General features: G+C 69.8%; 15 protein-coding genes. 8 read left to right on the top strand and 7 right to left on the bottom strand.

Features of this window, described 5'->3' with window-relative positions:
- Positions 1-12 precede the first annotated feature (12 nt).
- Positions 13-2,121 (bottom strand): MMPL family transporter, encoded by a 2,109-nt coding sequence (locus Psi02_RS18910; protein WP_203975872.1) that lies wholly within the window; start codon positions 2,119-2,121, stop codon positions 13-15.
- A gap of 151 nt (positions 2,122-2,272) precedes the next feature.
- Between Psi02_RS18910 and Psi02_RS18905 the strand changes: the two genes are divergently transcribed.
- The gene (locus Psi02_RS18905; RefSeq protein WP_203975870.1) at positions 2,273-2,851 is read left to right on the top strand and encodes a TetR/AcrR family transcriptional regulator; all 579 of its coding nucleotides are present in this window, start codon (positions 2,273-2,275) and stop codon (positions 2,849-2,851) included.
- A 91-nt stretch (positions 2,852-2,942) separates the two neighbouring features.
- Here the strand turns inward: Psi02_RS18905 and Psi02_RS18900 are convergent, their stop codons facing one another.
- Positions 2,943-3,245 carry a hypothetical protein gene (locus tag Psi02_RS18900; RefSeq protein ID WP_203975867.1) on the bottom strand — a complete coding sequence of 101 codons (303 nt, stop codon included), beginning with the start codon at positions 3,243-3,245 and terminating at the stop codon, positions 2,943-2,945.
- A 128-nt stretch (positions 3,246-3,373) separates the two neighbouring features.
- Between Psi02_RS18900 and Psi02_RS18895 the strand changes: the two genes are divergently transcribed.
- The 4 genes from Psi02_RS18895 to Psi02_RS18880 all read left to right on the top strand — a co-directional run bounded on the left by Psi02_RS18895 (position 3,374) and on the right by Psi02_RS18880 (position 7,907).
- Positions 3,374-4,795 (top strand): MFS transporter, encoded by a 1,422-nt coding sequence (locus tag Psi02_RS18895; RefSeq protein ID WP_203975865.1) that lies wholly within the window; start codon positions 3,374-3,376, stop codon positions 4,793-4,795.
- Positions 4,792-5,745 carry a sigma-70 family RNA polymerase sigma factor gene (locus tag Psi02_RS18890; protein ID WP_203975863.1) on the top strand — a complete coding sequence of 318 codons (954 nt, stop codon included), beginning with the start codon at positions 4,792-4,794 and terminating at the stop codon, positions 5,743-5,745. Before Psi02_RS18895 ends, Psi02_RS18890 begins: the two co-directional genes overlap by 4 nt.
- 247 nt (positions 5,746-5,992) lie before the next feature.
- Positions 5,993-6,910 carry an NADPH:quinone oxidoreductase family protein gene (locus Psi02_RS18885; protein WP_203975861.1) on the top strand — a complete coding sequence of 306 codons (918 nt, stop codon included), beginning with the start codon at positions 5,993-5,995 and terminating at the stop codon, positions 6,908-6,910.
- 136 nt (positions 6,911-7,046) lie between these two features.
- Positions 7,047-7,907 carry a calcium-binding protein gene (locus Psi02_RS18880; RefSeq protein WP_203975859.1) on the top strand — a complete coding sequence of 287 codons (861 nt, stop codon included), beginning with the start codon at positions 7,047-7,049 and terminating at the stop codon, positions 7,905-7,907.
- A 206-nt stretch (positions 7,908-8,113) separates the two neighbouring features.
- On the opposite strand, the gene Psi02_RS18875 is transcribed toward Psi02_RS18880, so the two are convergent.
- Positions 8,114-8,731, bottom strand: a complete 618-nt coding sequence (locus Psi02_RS18875) for an NAD(P)-dependent oxidoreductase (protein ID WP_203975857.1) — start codon at positions 8,729-8,731, stop codon at positions 8,114-8,116.
- Between the two features lie 97 nt (positions 8,732-8,828).
- On the opposite strand from Psi02_RS18875, the gene Psi02_RS18870 reads away from it, so the two are divergent.
- A complete protein-coding gene (locus tag Psi02_RS18870; RefSeq protein ID WP_203975856.1) occupies positions 8,829-9,428 on the top strand; it encodes a TetR/AcrR family transcriptional regulator in 600 nt (199 codons plus the stop codon).
- 97 nt (positions 9,429-9,525) lie between these two features.
- Here Psi02_RS18870 and Psi02_RS18865 read toward each other — a convergent pair whose 3' ends face one another.
- Positions 9,526-11,736: a hypothetical protein gene (locus tag Psi02_RS18865; RefSeq protein WP_203975854.1), complete on the bottom strand. Its 2,211-nt coding sequence runs from the start codon at positions 11,734-11,736 to the stop codon at positions 9,526-9,528.
- Positions 11,737-11,763: 27 nt separating this feature from the next.
- Complete coding sequence (locus Psi02_RS18860; RefSeq protein ID WP_203975852.1) at positions 11,764-12,480, bottom strand: purine nucleoside phosphorylase YfiH/LACC1 family protein; 717 nt, start codon at positions 12,478-12,480, stop codon at positions 11,764-11,766.
- Here Psi02_RS18860 and Psi02_RS18855 point away from each other — a divergent pair.
- Positions 12,453-13,184: a C39 family peptidase gene (locus tag Psi02_RS18855; RefSeq protein WP_239094982.1), complete on the top strand. Its 732-nt coding sequence runs from the start codon at positions 12,453-12,455 to the stop codon at positions 13,182-13,184. The genes Psi02_RS18860 and Psi02_RS18855 overlap by 28 nt on opposite strands.
- Here the strand turns inward: Psi02_RS18855 and Psi02_RS18850 are convergent.
- The gene (locus tag Psi02_RS18850; protein ID WP_203975848.1) at positions 13,154-13,915 is read right to left on the bottom strand and encodes a GNAT family N-acetyltransferase; all 762 of its coding nucleotides are present in this window, start codon (positions 13,913-13,915) and stop codon (positions 13,154-13,156) included. The two genes, Psi02_RS18855 and Psi02_RS18850, sit on opposite strands and share 31 nt — an antisense overlap.
- Before the next feature lie 142 nt (positions 13,916-14,057).
- Between Psi02_RS18850 and Psi02_RS18845 the strand changes: the two genes are divergently transcribed.
- Positions 14,058-15,074: an enolase C-terminal domain-like protein gene (locus Psi02_RS18845; RefSeq protein WP_203975846.1), complete on the top strand. Its 1,017-nt coding sequence runs from the start codon at positions 14,058-14,060 to the stop codon at positions 15,072-15,074.
- Here the strand turns inward: Psi02_RS18845 and Psi02_RS18840 are convergent.
- The gene (locus Psi02_RS18840) at positions 15,061-15,543 is read right to left on the bottom strand and encodes an Ohr family peroxiredoxin (protein ID WP_203975844.1); all 483 of its coding nucleotides are present in this window, start codon (positions 15,541-15,543) and stop codon (positions 15,061-15,063) included. The two genes, Psi02_RS18845 and Psi02_RS18840, sit on opposite strands and share 14 nt — an antisense overlap.
- Positions 15,544-15,558 lie beyond the last annotated feature (15 nt).

Here is a 15,558-nt window from a genome sequence, read left to right as displayed (position 1 = left end):
GCAGCCGGACACCTAAGCCGAGACTCGCTCATGCACCTGGGCGGCGCTTCCGGCGTGCGAGCCGCCTTCGACGTCGACATGGGGCAGGACGCGGTCGATCAGGCGGGGAAGTCGCCACGCTCGGGCGCCGAGCAGAGCCATGGCCGCCGGCACGAGTGTCAAGCGGACGACGAAGGCGTCGATGAGCACGCCGACGGTCAGAGCGAAGCCGATGGACTTGATGATGGGGTCGGCGCTGAAGATGAATCCGCCGAAGACGGCCGCCATGATCAGCGCTGCGCTGGAGACGACACGGCCGCTGCGGGCGAGGCCGTGGTGGATCGCCTCGCGCGCGTTGCCGGTGTGCGCGTAGTGCTCCCGTATCCGGGAGACGAGGAACACCTCGTAGTCCATGGCGAGTCCGAACAGGACACCGATGAGCAGGACCGGGAGGAAGCAGAGGAGGGGCGCTGCGGCGGCCACCTGGAAAACGCCGCCGAGGTGGCCCTCTTGGAAGACCCAGACGACGGCGCCGAGGCTGGCGGCGATCGACAGCAGGAAGCCCAGGACCGCCTTGACGGGGACGAGCACCGACCGGAACGCCAACATGAGCAGAATCAACGCCAGGACGACGATGATGCCGATGTTCACCGGCAGCGCGCCGGAGAGTTTCGCCGCCAGGTCGATGGCCGCGGCCGTGGTGCCGGCGACGTACATGGTCCCGCCTGCCGAGGTCACCGCATGGTGGTCGGCTCTGAGCCGCAGGACGAGGTCGGTGGTGGCCTGATCGTCAGGGCCGGTCTTGGGCACCACGCCGATCACGGCGACCGTACCGTCGCCGTTCGTGACGGGAGGTGCGACGGCTGCCACGTCTCCATCGGCGGCGAGGGTGGTGTGCAGCTCCGTCAGGACGCTCTTGGCGCGGTCGGCGGGGACGTCGGCCACGACCACGGACAAGGCCGCGTTGAAGCCGGGGCCGAACCCCTCGGAGAGCAGGTCGTAGCTGCGGTGCTGCGTGCTCGCGGCCGGCTGGCTCTGGTTGCCGGGCAGGCCCAGGCGCAGGTTCAGAGCGGGCACGGCCACGGCGAGTAGCGCCACGGTTCCGACCAGCAGGACGAGAACGGGTCTGCGGGTGACGACGCGCGCCCATGCGAGGCCCCAGGCACCCGGCTCCCCGCCACGCGTGCGGGGACGCGGACGCAGGCGTTCACCGGCGTAGGCGAGGAGCGCGGGCAGGAGGGTGAGCGCTACGGCGACGGAGATCAGCACGGTGGCCGCCGCCGCCAATCCCATGATCGCGAGGAAGGGGATGCCGGTGGACGCCAACGCCGAAAGAGCGATCACGACGGTGATTCCGGCGAAGGCCACGGCGCTTCCGGCCGTGGCGGTGGCGCGCGCGATGGAGTCATGGACGTCGCTGCCGGGCTCCGCCAGTTGCTCACGGTGGCGGGTGATGACGAACAGGGCGTAGTCGATGCCGACGGCCAGACCGATCATGAGCGCGAGGATCGTGGCGGTGCTGGTCATCTCCACGAACCGGGAGAGGAATTGCACGCCCAAGACGCCGACCCCCACCCCGGCCAGGGCGGTCAACAGCGGCAACCCCGCCGCGACCAGGGACCCGAGCGCGACGGCCAGGACCACGAACGCGACGACCACGCCGGCGATCTCACCCGGCCCGCCCACCTCGGTTTTCGGTGTCATGACGGATCCGCCGAAATCCACCTGGGCGCCCGCGGCGCGCAGCGGCTCCATGGCGCCGGTCAGTTCGTCCTTCGCCGACTCGGGCACGTCCGCCGCAGCTTCACGGAACACGACGTCGGCGTAGCCGATCCGCTTGTCGGCGGAGATCGTGCGCGTCTGCGCCGGGTTCGACACCCGCTCGACTCCGGGTACGGCCTGGGCCTTCTCCAAGCCGGCGGTCAAGGCCTTCGCGATGCCCGGCTCGTCCAGCGTGCTGCCCGCCGGCGCGGCGAACACCACGCGGGCGGTGCCGCCTGCGGCAGCGGGGAATTCCTTCGTCAGCAGGTCCTGCGCCTTCTGGGACTCGATTCCAGGCACCGAGAACGACGTCGCGAGCTTGCCGCTCAGGGTCACCCCGAGTGCCCCCACCACCGTGAGCAGCAGAAGCCATGCCAGCACGACCCGCCCTCGCCGGCGTGCCGCCCAGTGCCCCAGTCCATACAGCCGTCCGGCCAAGGCCCGACCCCTTCCCGTCCACAGAAAGATTGCATTCGACGGCAAACTTACATCCCGTGGTAAATACACGGTGACGGGGGGTATCGTGGGGCGCATGTCCGTCGGAGGAGTGCGCGAGCGCAGCAAGGCCCGCCGCCGTGACGCGATCACCAGGACGGCGTACCGCCTGTTCGCCGAGCGCGGCTTCGCCGCGACCACCATCGCCGACATCGCCGCCGAGGCCGATGTGGCACCGCGTACGGTGACGTTGTACTTCCGTTCCAAGCACGACATCGCCTTCTCGCGTTTCATCGCCTCCACGCAACGGCTCACCGACGCGCTACAGGGACGATCTCCGAAACAGAGCGCTCTGGACGTGCTGGGCGAGTGGCTGCGCGCCGAGGCCGCCGCCCGCGGCGACCTGGACGATCTGCAGCGGCGGATGTTCGACGCCAACCCGGAACTCCAGGCCCTGCAGCGTGCTCACCTGGCCGACGCCATCCAGGAGGGAACCGCCGCCATCGCGGCCGACGTCGGCGCCTCCCCCGAGGACGTCGGTCCCCGGATCGTCGCGGCCGCCACCCTGGCCGTGATGTACGAGGTCTACTGCAGCCGGCACGACCTCGAGCAGGAGCGTGCTCTCGAGATCGCGTTCGCGTTCCTGAAGGCCGGCGTCAGCGCACTGTCCCGTTGAGCTCTCCCGGCCGGCCACGCCACATGGCACTTCGGTGGCTGAGCGAGCCGGGCGCCCCGTGGGGCGCCCGGCTCGCCGCCGGGCCTTCGCGCTAGCCGTTCGCGAGCACCACCCCTGCCGAGTACGCGCCGACCAGGATGGCGTCGTCGCGGGTGGGACCGACGGCCAGCCGGTCACCGAAGGCGCGTTGGAACTCCTGGAACGCCGCCAGTTCGGGCAGGCCCTCACCGTCGACCACATGGACGAAGGTGACGCCGTCGGCCAGCCGGAAGGAGCTGTAGTGCAGGCCAGGCGGCGCCGTGCTCGCCAACTCCGCGAAGACGTTCTCGATCAGGCGCTGGTTCTCGTCGGCGGCCTCGGGCTTGGTCTGGTAGCGGATCACTGCTGCGGTCATCGCGGTTCTCCTCTGTCTTCGGCTGTCACTTCTTCTGACCGCGCCGGCACCCCGATTTCATCGCCGCGATGAGTTCGGCCCTGCGCCGCTGTCAGTACCAGTGACAAGCGAACTTCTGGAGGACCGTGGTGAGCAGCAAGGAACGGACGACCGCCGAGCAACGCCGGGTGCTGGGCCTGACCTCGATCGGCTCAGTGATGGTGGCGCTCGACGTCCTGGTGGTCGCGGCGGCCCTGACCACCATCAGGCAGGATCTCGGTGCCTCGATCGAGCAGCTGGAATGGGCGGTGAACGCCTACAGCCTCAGCTTCGCGATGCTGCTGGTGACCGCGGCGGCGGTCGGCGACCGGTGGGGCCGGCGCCGGACGTTCGCGGCCGGCCTGACCCTCTTCTCCGTCGCATCGGCCGCCTGTGCGCTGGCGACCTCGATGCCGTTGCTGATAGCCGCCCGGACCGTCCAGGGAATCGGCGCGGCGTTCGTGATGCCGCTGGCGATGAGCCTGCTCGGCGCCGCCTTCCCGCCTGAACGCCGCGGCTGGGCGATCGGCGTCTTCAGCGGCCTGACCGGTCTGGCGGTGCTGGGCGGCCCGATGATCGGCGGTGCCGTGACCGAAGGACTCGCCTGGCAATGGATCTTCTGGATCAACGTGCCGGTCGGCGCCCTGGCGGTTCTCCTCGTCCGCCGGTGGATCCCCGAAAGCAGGGGGGAGACTCGCGGGCTCGATCCGGGCGGAGCGACGCTGATCACGCTCGCCGTCCTCGGCCTGGTCTGGGGCGTCGTCCGCGGGACCGCGGCGGGCTGGGGCAGCCCAGAGGTGATCGGTTCGTTCGTGCTCGGAGGCCTCCTGTCGCTGGGGTTCCTGGTCTGGGAGAGGCGTGCGCCGCAGCCGATGGTGCCGCCGGCGTTCTTCCGGTCGGGGGCGTTCTCGGCCGGCAACGCGGCCGGCTTCTTCCTGACCGCGGCGCTCTACGGTGCCGTGTTCTTCCTTGCCCAGTTCATGCAGGTCGCCTTCGGCTCCGGTCCCTTGCAGGCCGGGCTGCGACTCCTGCCCTGGACGGCCACGCTCTTCCTGGTGGCGCCCGTCGCCGGCCGTCTGGTGGATCGGATCGGTGAACGTCCACTGGTGGTGACCGGGCTGGCCGGTCAAGCGGTCGGCATGTTCTGGATCAGTCAGATCAGCGGCAGCGCGGTCCACTACTCCGAACTGGTGCCGCCGCTCATCGTGGCCGGTTGCGGCGTCTCGATGGCGATGCCCGCGACGCAAAGCGCCGCCATCGGAGCGCTGCCCCGCGAAGCCGTCGGAATCGCCTCGGGCATCTACAGCATGATGCGGCAACTCGGCGGTGTCGTCGGAGTCGCCGTACTGGGCGCGGTGTTCGCCGCCGCCGGAGGTTACGAGTCCTTCACCACCGGGTTCACCCGGGCCCTGGCCGTCTGCGGCGTACTGTCGTTGCTCGGAGCGCTCGCAGGACTCGGGATCGCCATGCGGCGTCGTACGAGTCCGGGTGCACAGGCCGCCCGGCAAGAGCCGGTCGAGGAGTTGAGTTGAACCTCGAGGACGAGTTCGCGCAGTACCGGGGTGAGCTGGTCGCGCACTGCTACCGGATGTTCGGTTCGCTGCACGACGCGGAGGACGCGGTGCAGGAGACGTACCTGCGGGCGTGGCGGGGATTCGCGGAGTTCGAGCAGCGTTCGTCGGTCAGGACCTGGCTCTACCGAATCGCGACCCGGGTCTGTCTGAACGCCTTGCAGCACAGCAGTCGCCGGATGGTGCCGTCGGCTCTGGGCGCTCCCGGCACCGACCCGGATGACCTGGAGGCGCAGGCCCTGGAGGCCAGCTGGCTGGAGCCGTTCCCGGACCTGATGTCGAGCGCGGACCCGGCTTTGGTCGTGGGCACTCGGCAGAGCCTCCGACTGGCGATGGTCGCCGCGCTGCAGCACCTGCCGCCGCGGCAACGCGCCGTACTGATTCTGCGGGATGTGCTCGCATGGCAGGCATCCGAGGTGGCCGGTCTGCTCGACACGACCACTGCGGCGGTCAACAGCTCACTCCAGAGGGCCCGTGCCGCGCTGGCCAAGATCGCACCTGCCGAGGACCAGTTCAGCGAGCCGGACGAGCCCGGACGTCGTGCCCTGCTCGACCAGTACGCCAAGGCCTTCGAAAAGGCGGACCTGGTCGCTCTGGAAGGTCTGCTGACTCAGGACACCCGGTGGGAGATGCCGCCGATCCCGACCTGGTTCGACGGTCGCGACGACGTGCTGCGCCTGCTGAGGGCGAAGATGACACCCGGGAAGGCCCAGCGGATCATGGTGGAGACGTCCGCGAACGGGCAACCGGCGTTCGCGAAGTACATCCGCGGTCGCGGCGGCGCCTTCCACGCGCACTCGATCCAGGTGCTGACCTTGACCAAAGCAGGCGTCTCCTCGGTGCTCGCCTTCCATCGGGCGGACCTGTTCGGCTCCTTCGGCCTCCCGATCGACCGCCTCCCACAGGTGTGAAGGCACGGCGGCGCGTGAGAAGACGAAAGAAGCCGGGAAGGGACGGCCGTCTATCGGCGCACGGGCCGCGCACCCTTCTCGCTCCGGTCATCGAGGCCACCCGGGGCCCGGCCGTCGGCACCGCCGGCGGCGTGACCGATGCGGGACAGGGAGCGGTCGGCGACGGTGGCGATGAGGAACATCGCGGCGACGACGAGAAGGAGCCGGCATCTTGCCAGAATGATGTTCGGTCGACGAAGCTGATCTCATGAGGGCCATCGTCTGCACCGAGTACGGCAAGCCGGTCGAGCTGGTCGAGCTGCCCGATCCGGTCCCCGGCCCAGGTCAGGTGGTGGTCGAGGTCGAAGCGGCCGGCGTCAACTACGTCGACGGTCTGATGGCACGCGGCGGCTACCAGATCAAGCCGCCCCTGCCGTTCACTCCAGGCTTCGAGGTGGCGGGGCGGCTCCCCGACGGCACCAGGGTGCTGGCGATCACCGGGCTGGGCGGCTTCGCCACGCACGTGCTCGTGCCCGCGGCGCAGGCCGTACCGCTGCCCGAGAAGCTCGACCCGGTCCGGGCGGCCGCGTTCGCGCAGAGCTACTGCACGGCCATGTACGCGCTGGAGCGGCGTGCCGGGCTGCGGCGCGGCGAGCGCGTGCTGGTGCTGGGCGCCGGCGGCGGCGTGGGCCTGGCCGCCGTCCAGGTGGCCAAGGCACTGGGCGCCGAAGTGCTGGCGGCCGCATCGACGGAGGGCAAGCGGGAACTCGCCGCACAGGCGGGAGCGGACGAGGTGATCGGCTACGAAGGCCTGAAGGACACGGCCAGACGCTGGGGTGTGGACGTGGTCGTCGACCCGGTGGGCGGAACCTCGTCGGAGGAGGCCCTGCGCGCGCTCCGTGAAGGCGGGCGGCTCCTGGTCATCGGCTTCGCCGCCGGCGACATCCCCCGGCTGCCCACCAATCAGGTGCTCCTGCGCAACCGCGCGGTCGTCGGTGTCGACTGGGGCGCATGGTCGATGAGCAACGCCGCCGAGAACCGGGCCATGCTGGAGAGGCTGTTCTCGATGCCGGGGATCGACCCGATGCCACCGCGGACCAGGCCGCTCGCGGAGGCCGGACAAGCCATGGACGACCTGCTCAATCGCCGGGTCACCGGGAAGGTCGTGCTCGTCCCTGAAAGATGAGGGACTCCACTCCGCTCGTCCGACGGCTCGACCTGCGCGTATCCGGCGAAGAACCCCTCGATCCCGGCAGAACCAACTGCGCGTTCCGGGAGTCAAACGTATTGGAAGTACCGCTCATGCCTCATGGAGGTTCGCAATGCGCTCTCCCCTCGTCAGCCGCCGGGTGTTACGCACCACATCGGCGCTGACGCTGGCTCTCTGCACAGGGCTCACCGCTTCGGTCGCCCTGGCCGCCACGGCAGGCGCCGCGTCGGCGCCGGCCACCGCCGCGGTCGGCGACAACGGCAACGTGCTCCTCTACAAGGCCGCCGCCGCCCAGACCAACAAGGTGAGCGTCACCGAGTCGTTCACCAGCGGTTACACGAACATCGTCTATGTGATCGACGACAGCGTCCCGATCAGTGCCGGGAGCGGCTGCGGCTACCCCGACACCGCGGACCGCACCAAGGTCTCCTGCAAGGTGGCCACCTTGGACAGCCAGGACCCGTACTCCACTCTGAAGATGGACCTCGGCGACGGCAACGACACCGTCGCCTTCAACAACGCCACCGGTCAGGTCTACTACTTCAACGTGATCTACCTGGGCGCCGGCAAGGACAAGCTGACCGACACCGGCAGGGTCGACGGCAACAATGTCTTCGGGCAGGCGGGCGACGACACCATCTCGGTGGGCGAGGCCTCGTTGGTCTTCGCCGGAGACGGCAACGACACGATCTACGCCGCCGGCAACTACACCCGCGTGGACGGCGGCAGGGGCAACGACAAGATCCGGGGCGCCAAGGGCAACCAGATCCTGTACGGCATGGACGGCAACGACGCGATATACGGCGGGGTCGGCAACGACCTGCTGTACGGCGGCAAGGGCAACGACATCGTGTACGGAAACAGCGGCAACGACACGCTGTACGGGAACAGCGGGAACGACAAGCTGTACGGCGGACCCGGCAAGGACAAGCTCTCCGGCGGGCCCGGCAGGAACACCATCCGTCAGAACTGACGCTTTCGATCCAGGGACTGTCCGTCTACCGGGCAGTCCCTGGCAACGGTCGAGTGCGACCGGTCGGGGCCCAGCAATCCGGCACTCGTTCCGGGCACTGACAACGTCTCGGGCACGACCCGCGCGCCCTCCGCGTAGCCGGCTGACCCCCGCGTCGGAAAACCCCGGCGAACCAGAGTGGCATGACGCCCGCGGAGGCACGGCGGTCAGGCGGCGATACGCGGGGCCTGGTGGAGGAAGGCAGGTGTGGTGGCCTCGCGCAGCAGGAAATCGGCCAGGTCGGCGCGCGAGATCGCGGACGTGAGCCGGATCTTCAGGTCCGTGCCCACGCGGTAGACGCCGGTATGCGGCTTGTTCCTGAGCGCGGGCGGGCGCACGATCGTCCAGTCGACGGTGGAGGCTCGGATGAGTTCTTCCATCTCGTCCTTGTCGCGCATCTTGTGGCCCAGCATCGCCCACAAACTGCGCGCATAGAGGGAACCGTCGTTGCTCTCGGCGGCACCGTGGGCGCTCACCACGATCAGTCGCCGCACCCCGGTCCGCGTCATCGAGCCGAGGATCGAGCGGACGCCGTCGGTGCAGACGCTCACCGGTCCCCTGGCGTTGGTGCCCAGCGCGCTGATCACCACATCACGGCCACCGACCACGTCATCGACCATCTCGGCGTTGGCCAGGTCCGGCACGACGACGATCTGCAGACCGGGCCGGGCCTGCAGGGCCTCCGGTCGGCGCACCACCGCGGTGACGTGATGACCTGCGGCGAGGCCCAGTGTGACGGTCTCCCGCCCGGTGCCGCCGGTGGCTCCGAAGACGACTATTTTCACGACGATCCTCCACCCAAGCACTATGAGACAATTTGTCTCGCAGGGCGAGGGTGGCAGTAAAGTCGCCTCTGAGTCAAGTTGTCTCATAGAATGCGGCGTGAGCAACTCGACCGATCCCCGTGCCACGCGTAGCCGAGCCGCGATCCTGGTCGCCGCCCGCTCGTTGCTGCTCGACGAGGGGCCCGCCGCGGTCACTCATCAACGGGTCGCCCAGCAGGCCGGCGTCGGCCGCGCCACGGTGTATCGGCACTGGCCGCAGGCCGAGGAACTGCTTCACGACGTCATGACCGGTGTCGACATACCGTTCTTCCACGAGCCGGAGACGCCGGTCCGCCCGTGGCTGCATTCTCAGCTTCGCAAGCTCGCCGACGAACTCGCCACGCCCCAGGTCGCCGGTGCCACGCTCACCCTGATGCAGGGCGCGCTGTGGGATCCCTACATCGCGACGCAGCGCGACGAGTGCCTCGAAGCGCTCAACGAAAGGCTCGAGGTGGCGCTGGCGCTGGCCGTCACGAACCGAGAGATCGACATCTCCGCCGACCCGATCGACCTCTCGGCACTACTGGTCGGTCCAATCGTCTATCGCACCGCCATGCAGGCAGGAACCGTCTCCCACCAGCTCATCGAGCAACTCATCGACAGCTTGGGGAGGTGGCACGACGGCTCCTCCCGGGAAGATCAACCCGATCGACCGTAAGCATGGGAACGTTCAGCCGGCCTTCCTGTCCAGGGAGCAGTCCCCGCATCTCCGGTGACGAACTTCGGCACAGACAGCGCAACGCCGGTCGCTGCCGTCATGGGCGGGAGTTGTCGCGGCTGAACCATTGGCGCCAGGGGACGGCCAGGAGCGCGGCTGCCAGGCCCAGTACCGACAGGTGGATGCCCCAGGCTTCGCCGAAGCCGGTGCCGAGGGCCTGGCCGAGGCCGGACCAGCCGCCGTTGGCGACCATGCCGCCACCGACGCCCACGAGGAGGTAGAGGGCCAAGGCCGTGCCGAGCATCGCGACCTTCCCGCGGGATCCGAGGCGGCGGGCGGCGACCGCGTCGTCCGTGGCGACGCGCAGCTTCTGCCTCAGGCGCTGGTTCTCCTGCTTCATCTGCTCCAGCACCGCCAGGGCCGTACGGCTGGAGGCCATCGCGCCGCCCTCCCGATGGTGGTCGGTCAGGACGTCGACGACCGTGTGGACCGGGATGTCGACCAGGCTGTCGAACTTGATCCACGCCTGGAGACAGCGCACGCTCACGCTGGCCTTGCCGCCCCACGGGTAGGCGTGGCCGGAGGCGCGGCCCAGCTCGTCGAGGATGTAGACGACGGCTCGCAGACACACCTCCTCGATCCGCGCCACCGTCGAGCCCGCCCCCTCCAGGCCGCGCAGCAGGGGATGGACGTCGAGCAGCGCGCTGACGATCGTCGCCGTGGTGATCGGGTCGACCCACCGGCTGTCGGCGTCCTGGCAGTCGGCCAGCACGTCGACGATGCGGGGAACGATCTCCATGAGGTCGGCCAGCACGGCAGCGCGCAGATAGACGACCAGGTCGGCCTCACTCGGCTTGTCCGCGTCTCCCATCTTGAGGCGGTTCACGATGCCGCGCAGGTCCTCGGTCTCCTCGCGTTCGAGCGGACGCAGGCCGGCGAACGTGACGTATGCCATGGCCCGGTCGCGGTCGGGGCAGACGAGGATCGTCCGGCGCAGCCAGCGCTGGGTCTCGGCTGTTCTCGAGTCGTCGAGGCCCAGACAGCGGGCCCGCATCCACCACAGCGCCACGCTCGCGCCGAAGACCTCGTCGTACGACCCGGCCCTGTCGTGGTTGGCCACGATCACCCAGGACTCGGCCATCGCCTTGGTGAAGTCTCCTGTGCATTCGGGCAGCTCGTTCAGCGTCTGCAGGGTCTCGACGTGGCCCCACAGGCTGTCGTCGACGTACCCGCCCTCCATGTCGGCGTGGATCTGGAACTCGACGGACCTCAGCAGCCGTAAGGGGGAGAGCTCGGGGCTCACCACGGACAGCGGACGGATCGAGTGACCGTATCTGGGCTCGGCGAACGTGAAGACGCGCAGCTCCCCGGCGCCCACCGAACTCGCGACGGCCCGTTCGAGCGGCACGGGAAGGCGGTGGTCCACGGCCGGCTCGATCACCAGGGAGGTGTGGATGCCGTTGGTGAGGTGGTCGATCAGGGCGTCCTGCTCGGCCTCCATGTCGTACACGCGGAAGCCGAGGCGGCGGTCGCGCATGCCGGCGAGCAGGTAGGAGAAGCCGACGGGTTCGCGGGACCGGTGGGCCAGCACCGCCGTGTTGTGCCGCCCCTCCACGGCGTAGATGAACAGGTTCGCGGCGAGCTCGTGCTGCTTCTGCCAGTCGAGGGGAAGGGCCGACAGGACCACCCGGCCGCGCGACGACTCCTTGGTGGACACCACGAGCGGCCGCGGGCCGGCCTGCGGCAGCGCGTCGGACAGGAGCACGTCCCAGTCGGTCAGGTCGACGTCGTCCCAGTAGTGCCAGTAGAGGCCACGCGGGTTGTGCAGGCTCATGCATCGCTCGGCGACCAGCTCGGCGTCGACCGGGTTGGGGTAGAGGAGCGCCACGTGAGGGGCGTCGCGAGGCAAACGAGGATCCCCGGCGACGAGGGGTTCGGTGGCGGGCCGTACGACCGGGCGGATGGCCGCGAGCGGGTCGGGGAGCAGCCGCATCGTGGGGCCCTTGCGCATGGCGAGCCCCAGCTGGTGGAAGGAGAGGAGGCCGCGGTCGCGCTCCAGGAAGCGGCCGAGCTCGGCGGCCCACTCGGGGGTGCACAGCTCGTCCATGATCGTACGGTCGTTGAGGGCGTTCGAGGCCAGTGCGACGCAGTCGAGGTCGTCGTCCCGCATGCGGCGGGACAACGTGGAGATGTTGTCGCCGGTGTAGAGCTCGACACGGTAGCCGCGGTCGCCGACCATCTGCCGGGCGTCGGCGTAGCCGTAGTGCGCCATCTCGGACTGGTTCTGCACCAGCGCCACACGGTACATGGAGACGCTCCTCGGAGAGTCCTGCGTTCAGCGGGAGATCGCCACCAGCGCGGCCTGGACGCCCGACCGGCCGTCACGCCGCCTGGAGAACCATCGGGCCGGGTTCTCCAGGGTGCACTCCCCCACGATGTCGCGCTTATCTACTCCGGCGTTACGCAGAGCCTCGACCGACGCCGCGATCAGGTCGAGGGAGCCCTCGCCTGCCGGGGTCACGGCCGCTCCCTGCGGATATCGTCGCGTCACCTGGGCCCTGGTGTGCTGCCCCACGGGGTAGCAATCGGGGCAGATGGAGGGGCCCAGCCAGGCGTGGATCCTGCCCGGATCGCCGCCCAAGGCGACAAGCGCGTTGATTCCGGCCTCGACGATCCCGGCGTGCAGGCCGCGCCAGCCCGCGTGCAGCACGCCCACGCATCCGGCGAACGGGTCGGCCAGCACGATGGGAACGCAGTCGGCGACGCCGATCATGAGCACGATCCGGGGGGACGCCGTGACCATCCCGTCCGCCTGGTACGGCTCCCGCTCCAGGTAGAAGGGGTCGACGGTCACACAGCGCGCACCGTGGACCTGCCGTACGGTCGCCACGGGCAGGCCGCCGAGTCCGGCCGCGTCGAGGATCGCGGCCCGCGTCCGGTGGACCGCGGCCGGGTCGTCCCCGAGGGCGAGGCTGACATTGCCGTCGGGCCGCGTCGAGAACCCGGCGGTGATCGCGGGGGCCGGTGGACCGTGGGAAAGCAGAGTGGTCATCGGCACCTTGCAATACTAATATTCAGACCGCGAAAGCAGCGCAAATTGGTAATAGCCGACTATTTCCGGATTGCGACGGACGAAAATTGCTGCGAGTTCCTTTTTTCACCCAATGGGGCTTGCAGGACGAGCCCGGCACGAGATCATGGGCGCCGAAATGCTGCGCGATCGCCTGCCTGACGATGGTGCTCGAATTCTGGGGCGCACGGGTCACGCTGGCCCAGGTCCTCGACCGCGCGCTGGCAGCGGGGGCCTGGGACGAGAATCGCCATTGGCTGCACACCGGACTGGTCGCCGTCCTGCAGGACCACGGGCTCATGGCGTGCCGCCGCAACTGGCGGCTTCTCGACGGCCATGAGAAGGCCTACCTGGCCGGGCGGCAGCCCGGCGCCGACACCGCCGAGGAACTCGAATGGGTTCGCGACCAGATGCTCGCGGAGGGGCTCGCCACAGTGACCGGACTGCTCGCCCAGGGCGTCCCGGTGATCACGTCGGTCTACCGGCCCTTCGGCGACCATCGCGGGTCGGGGCACCAGATCGTGCTGATCGGGAACGCCGAGGGAGGGCTTCGGTACCACGACCCGGCCGAGCGGGACGGCGAGCGAATGGAGGTCTCGGTGGAGATGTTCCTGGCCAACTGGAAGGGCACCGGGATCATCACCGTGCCCAGGGATCATCCCCAGAACAGGTTGAACAGGCCGTAGAGCCAGGTGGGCCGCCACATCGGACGCTCTCCGTAGTACATCCGGGTCGTCGTCACCGATTCCCTGAGACCGGCCGCGGCCAGGGTGGCCGCCGCGTCGCCGTTGGACACGGGGATCGCGACCCCGCCCTTGGCGATGTCGCCGTACACGCTTTGCAGGAGGGCTCGGCCGGACTGCGGGGTGCTGCCGATGACGGCCCCGGCGGTGTGGTTGCCGCTTGCCGCGAGACGGAAGCCGGTGATCTCGCCACCTTCGAGGCAGACCAGGGCGTCGGAGGGCCACCAGCGAGTCAGCAGAGCCGACCGGTCCTCGCCGGTCGCCTCGCGGTCCAGTCGGAGCACCGCGGGCAGGTCGGACATCCGGCCGTCGCGGACGCCGTACGGCGTGGCGGGCGGGAGCGGATCCGGCGAGTGGTACTGGACGCAGGCGACCTCGGTCACGAATCCGAGGCGCGCGTAGAGGGGCAGGCCGACGGCCGTGGCGTGCAGCAACTGGGTCCCGGCCCCGGAGGCGGACAGCCACTCCATGGTCTCGGCGGTGAGCGCGCCGCCCAACCCCTGGCGCTGGGCGGACGGCGAGACCGCGATCCCGCCGAGCCAGCCGCTCCGGCCGAACAGGAGCCCGGCGGAGGCGCCGACCACCTCGCCGCCACGCTCGGCCACGAACACCCTGCCGCCAAGAACGTCACGGACGAACCGGACATCGTCCACCAGGCCGGCCCGGAATCCCACCTGAGAATAGAGCTGCGCGATTCCGGAAAAATCGGCATCTATGGCTGGGCGAACGGCAGTGTCCGGCATGACACCATGCTCCAGGGCGTTCGAGGTACGAGGCTTGTTTCGAGACATCCAATCACGATCGCGAGGAACCGCCGTGCTGTCGTGGACCGTTCACCGGCTGCGGCTGGCCGAGCCGTTCGTCATCTCCCGGGCGAGCGTCGAGGAGGTCACGACCGTGTTCGTCCGTGTCAGCGAGGACGGCCTCCACGGGTACGGCGAGGCCCGGCCCGCGGCATACCTGGGAGAAAACGTCGACGGCGTCCGTGACGGGCTGCGGGCCGTGGCGGAAGGCGGGCCGCTGGGACGGGACCTGGCCTCCCTGCACGCCCGGATGGACGGGATCACGCCGGCCGCCCGCCTGGGCGTGGACGCCGCCTTCCACGACCTGCTCGGCAAACGCGTGGGCCGGCCCGTCTATCGGCTGCTCGGGCTGCGGCGCGGACGGCTCAGCACGATGCGTACCGTGACGCTGGGCACCCCGGCCGCGATGGCGGCCCGCGCGCGGCGGCTGCCCGCGTCCGCCACAGTGAAGCTCAAGCTGGGCGGCCGGGACGGGCTGGACGCCGACCGGGTCGCGGCGGTCCGGGCGGCCGTCCCCAACGTGATCACCGTCGACGTCAACGGGGCCTGGGACGCGGCCGAGGCCGTCGAGATGCTGCCCGTGCTGCGCCGGTGCGGCGTCCGGCAAGTCGAACAGCCGCTCGCACCAGGCGATCCGGAGGCCCCCGCCGTCCACGCGCGCTACGACCTGCCGATAGTCCTCGACGAGGAGTGCAGGGGCGTGGAGGATCTGGAAGCCGCCGCCGAGCGCGGCGACGGCGTGAACATCAAGCTCGGCAAATGCGGCGGGCTCCATCCGGCGCTGGCGATGATCCGCCGGGCCAGGGAGCTCGGGTTACGCGTGATGATCGGCTGCAACCTGGAATCGGGTCTCGGCATCGCCGCCGCCGCGCATCTCACCGCCCTGGCCGACGACGCCGACCTCGACGGCAACCTCCTGCTGGCGGCAGACCCCTGGCACGGGCCGGTCTGGAGCCGCGGCCGCCAGCGTCCGCGCCGCGCGCCCGGACTGGGCGTCCGGCCGGTCAGCGCGCTCTTCAGGCGAGGCTGATCGTGGCGGGGATGCCCTGGCGGGTCATCTTCGCGTAGGGGCACAGCGCGCTCGCCTGCGCGAGCAGCGGGGTGGCCGACTCCCGCTCGACTCCAGGCCAGATCACGACGAGGTCGGCTCGCAACTGGTAACCAGCGTCGTCGGGGTCACGGCCGAGGGCGACGGTCGCCTCCACGACGATGGAGCCGGGGTCGAGGAGATGCTGCCGGGCCACCAGGCTGAGGACGCCGTGGAAGCACGCGGCGTATCCGGCGGCGAAGAGCTGCTCGGGGTTCGGGCCGATGGTGTCGCCGCCCAGTTCCCTGGGCATCCGCAGTTCCACGTCGAGGGCGCCGTCGGCGGAGCGGGCCTTGCCGGTGGCCCGACCGTGGGCGGAGCTGCCGCCGCTGACGGCGACGTGACCGATGTAGATCGGGTTGAACGCGGTGCCGCCGTCGTCATGATCCGGAGAGAGCATCGAGTCGTTCACCGGTTGGCCCCTTCC

Origin of the sequence: Planotetraspora silvatica, assembly GCF_016863315.1 — a bacterium.
GTDB classification, from domain to species: domain Bacteria; phylum Actinomycetota; class Actinomycetes; order Streptosporangiales; family Streptosporangiaceae; genus Planotetraspora; species Planotetraspora silvatica.
This window is presented reverse-complemented; position numbering and strand designations above follow the sequence as displayed.

Excerpts from the sequence above, each read along its gene's own strand:
- Psi02_RS18905 (WP_203975870.1), top strand. The coding sequence starts at position 2,273 with ATGTCCGTCGGAGGAGTGCGCGAGCGCAGCAAGGCCCGCCGCCGTGAC.
- Psi02_RS18900 (WP_203975867.1), bottom strand. The coding sequence starts at position 3,245 with ATGACCGCAGCAGTGATCCGCTACCAGACCAAGCCCGAGGCCGCCGAC.
- Psi02_RS18885 (WP_203975861.1), top strand. The coding sequence starts at position 5,993 with ATGAGGGCCATCGTCTGCACCGAGTACGGCAAGCCGGTCGAGCTGGTC.
- Psi02_RS18880 (WP_203975859.1), top strand. The coding sequence starts at position 7,047 with ATGCGCTCTCCCCTCGTCAGCCGCCGGGTGTTACGCACCACATCGGCG.
- Psi02_RS18865 (WP_203975854.1), bottom strand. The coding sequence starts at position 11,736 with ATGTACCGTGTGGCGCTGGTGCAGAACCAGTCCGAGATGGCGCACTAC.
- Psi02_RS18860 (WP_203975852.1), bottom strand. The coding sequence starts at position 12,480 with ATGACCACTCTGCTTTCCCACGGTCCACCGGCCCCCGCGATCACCGCC.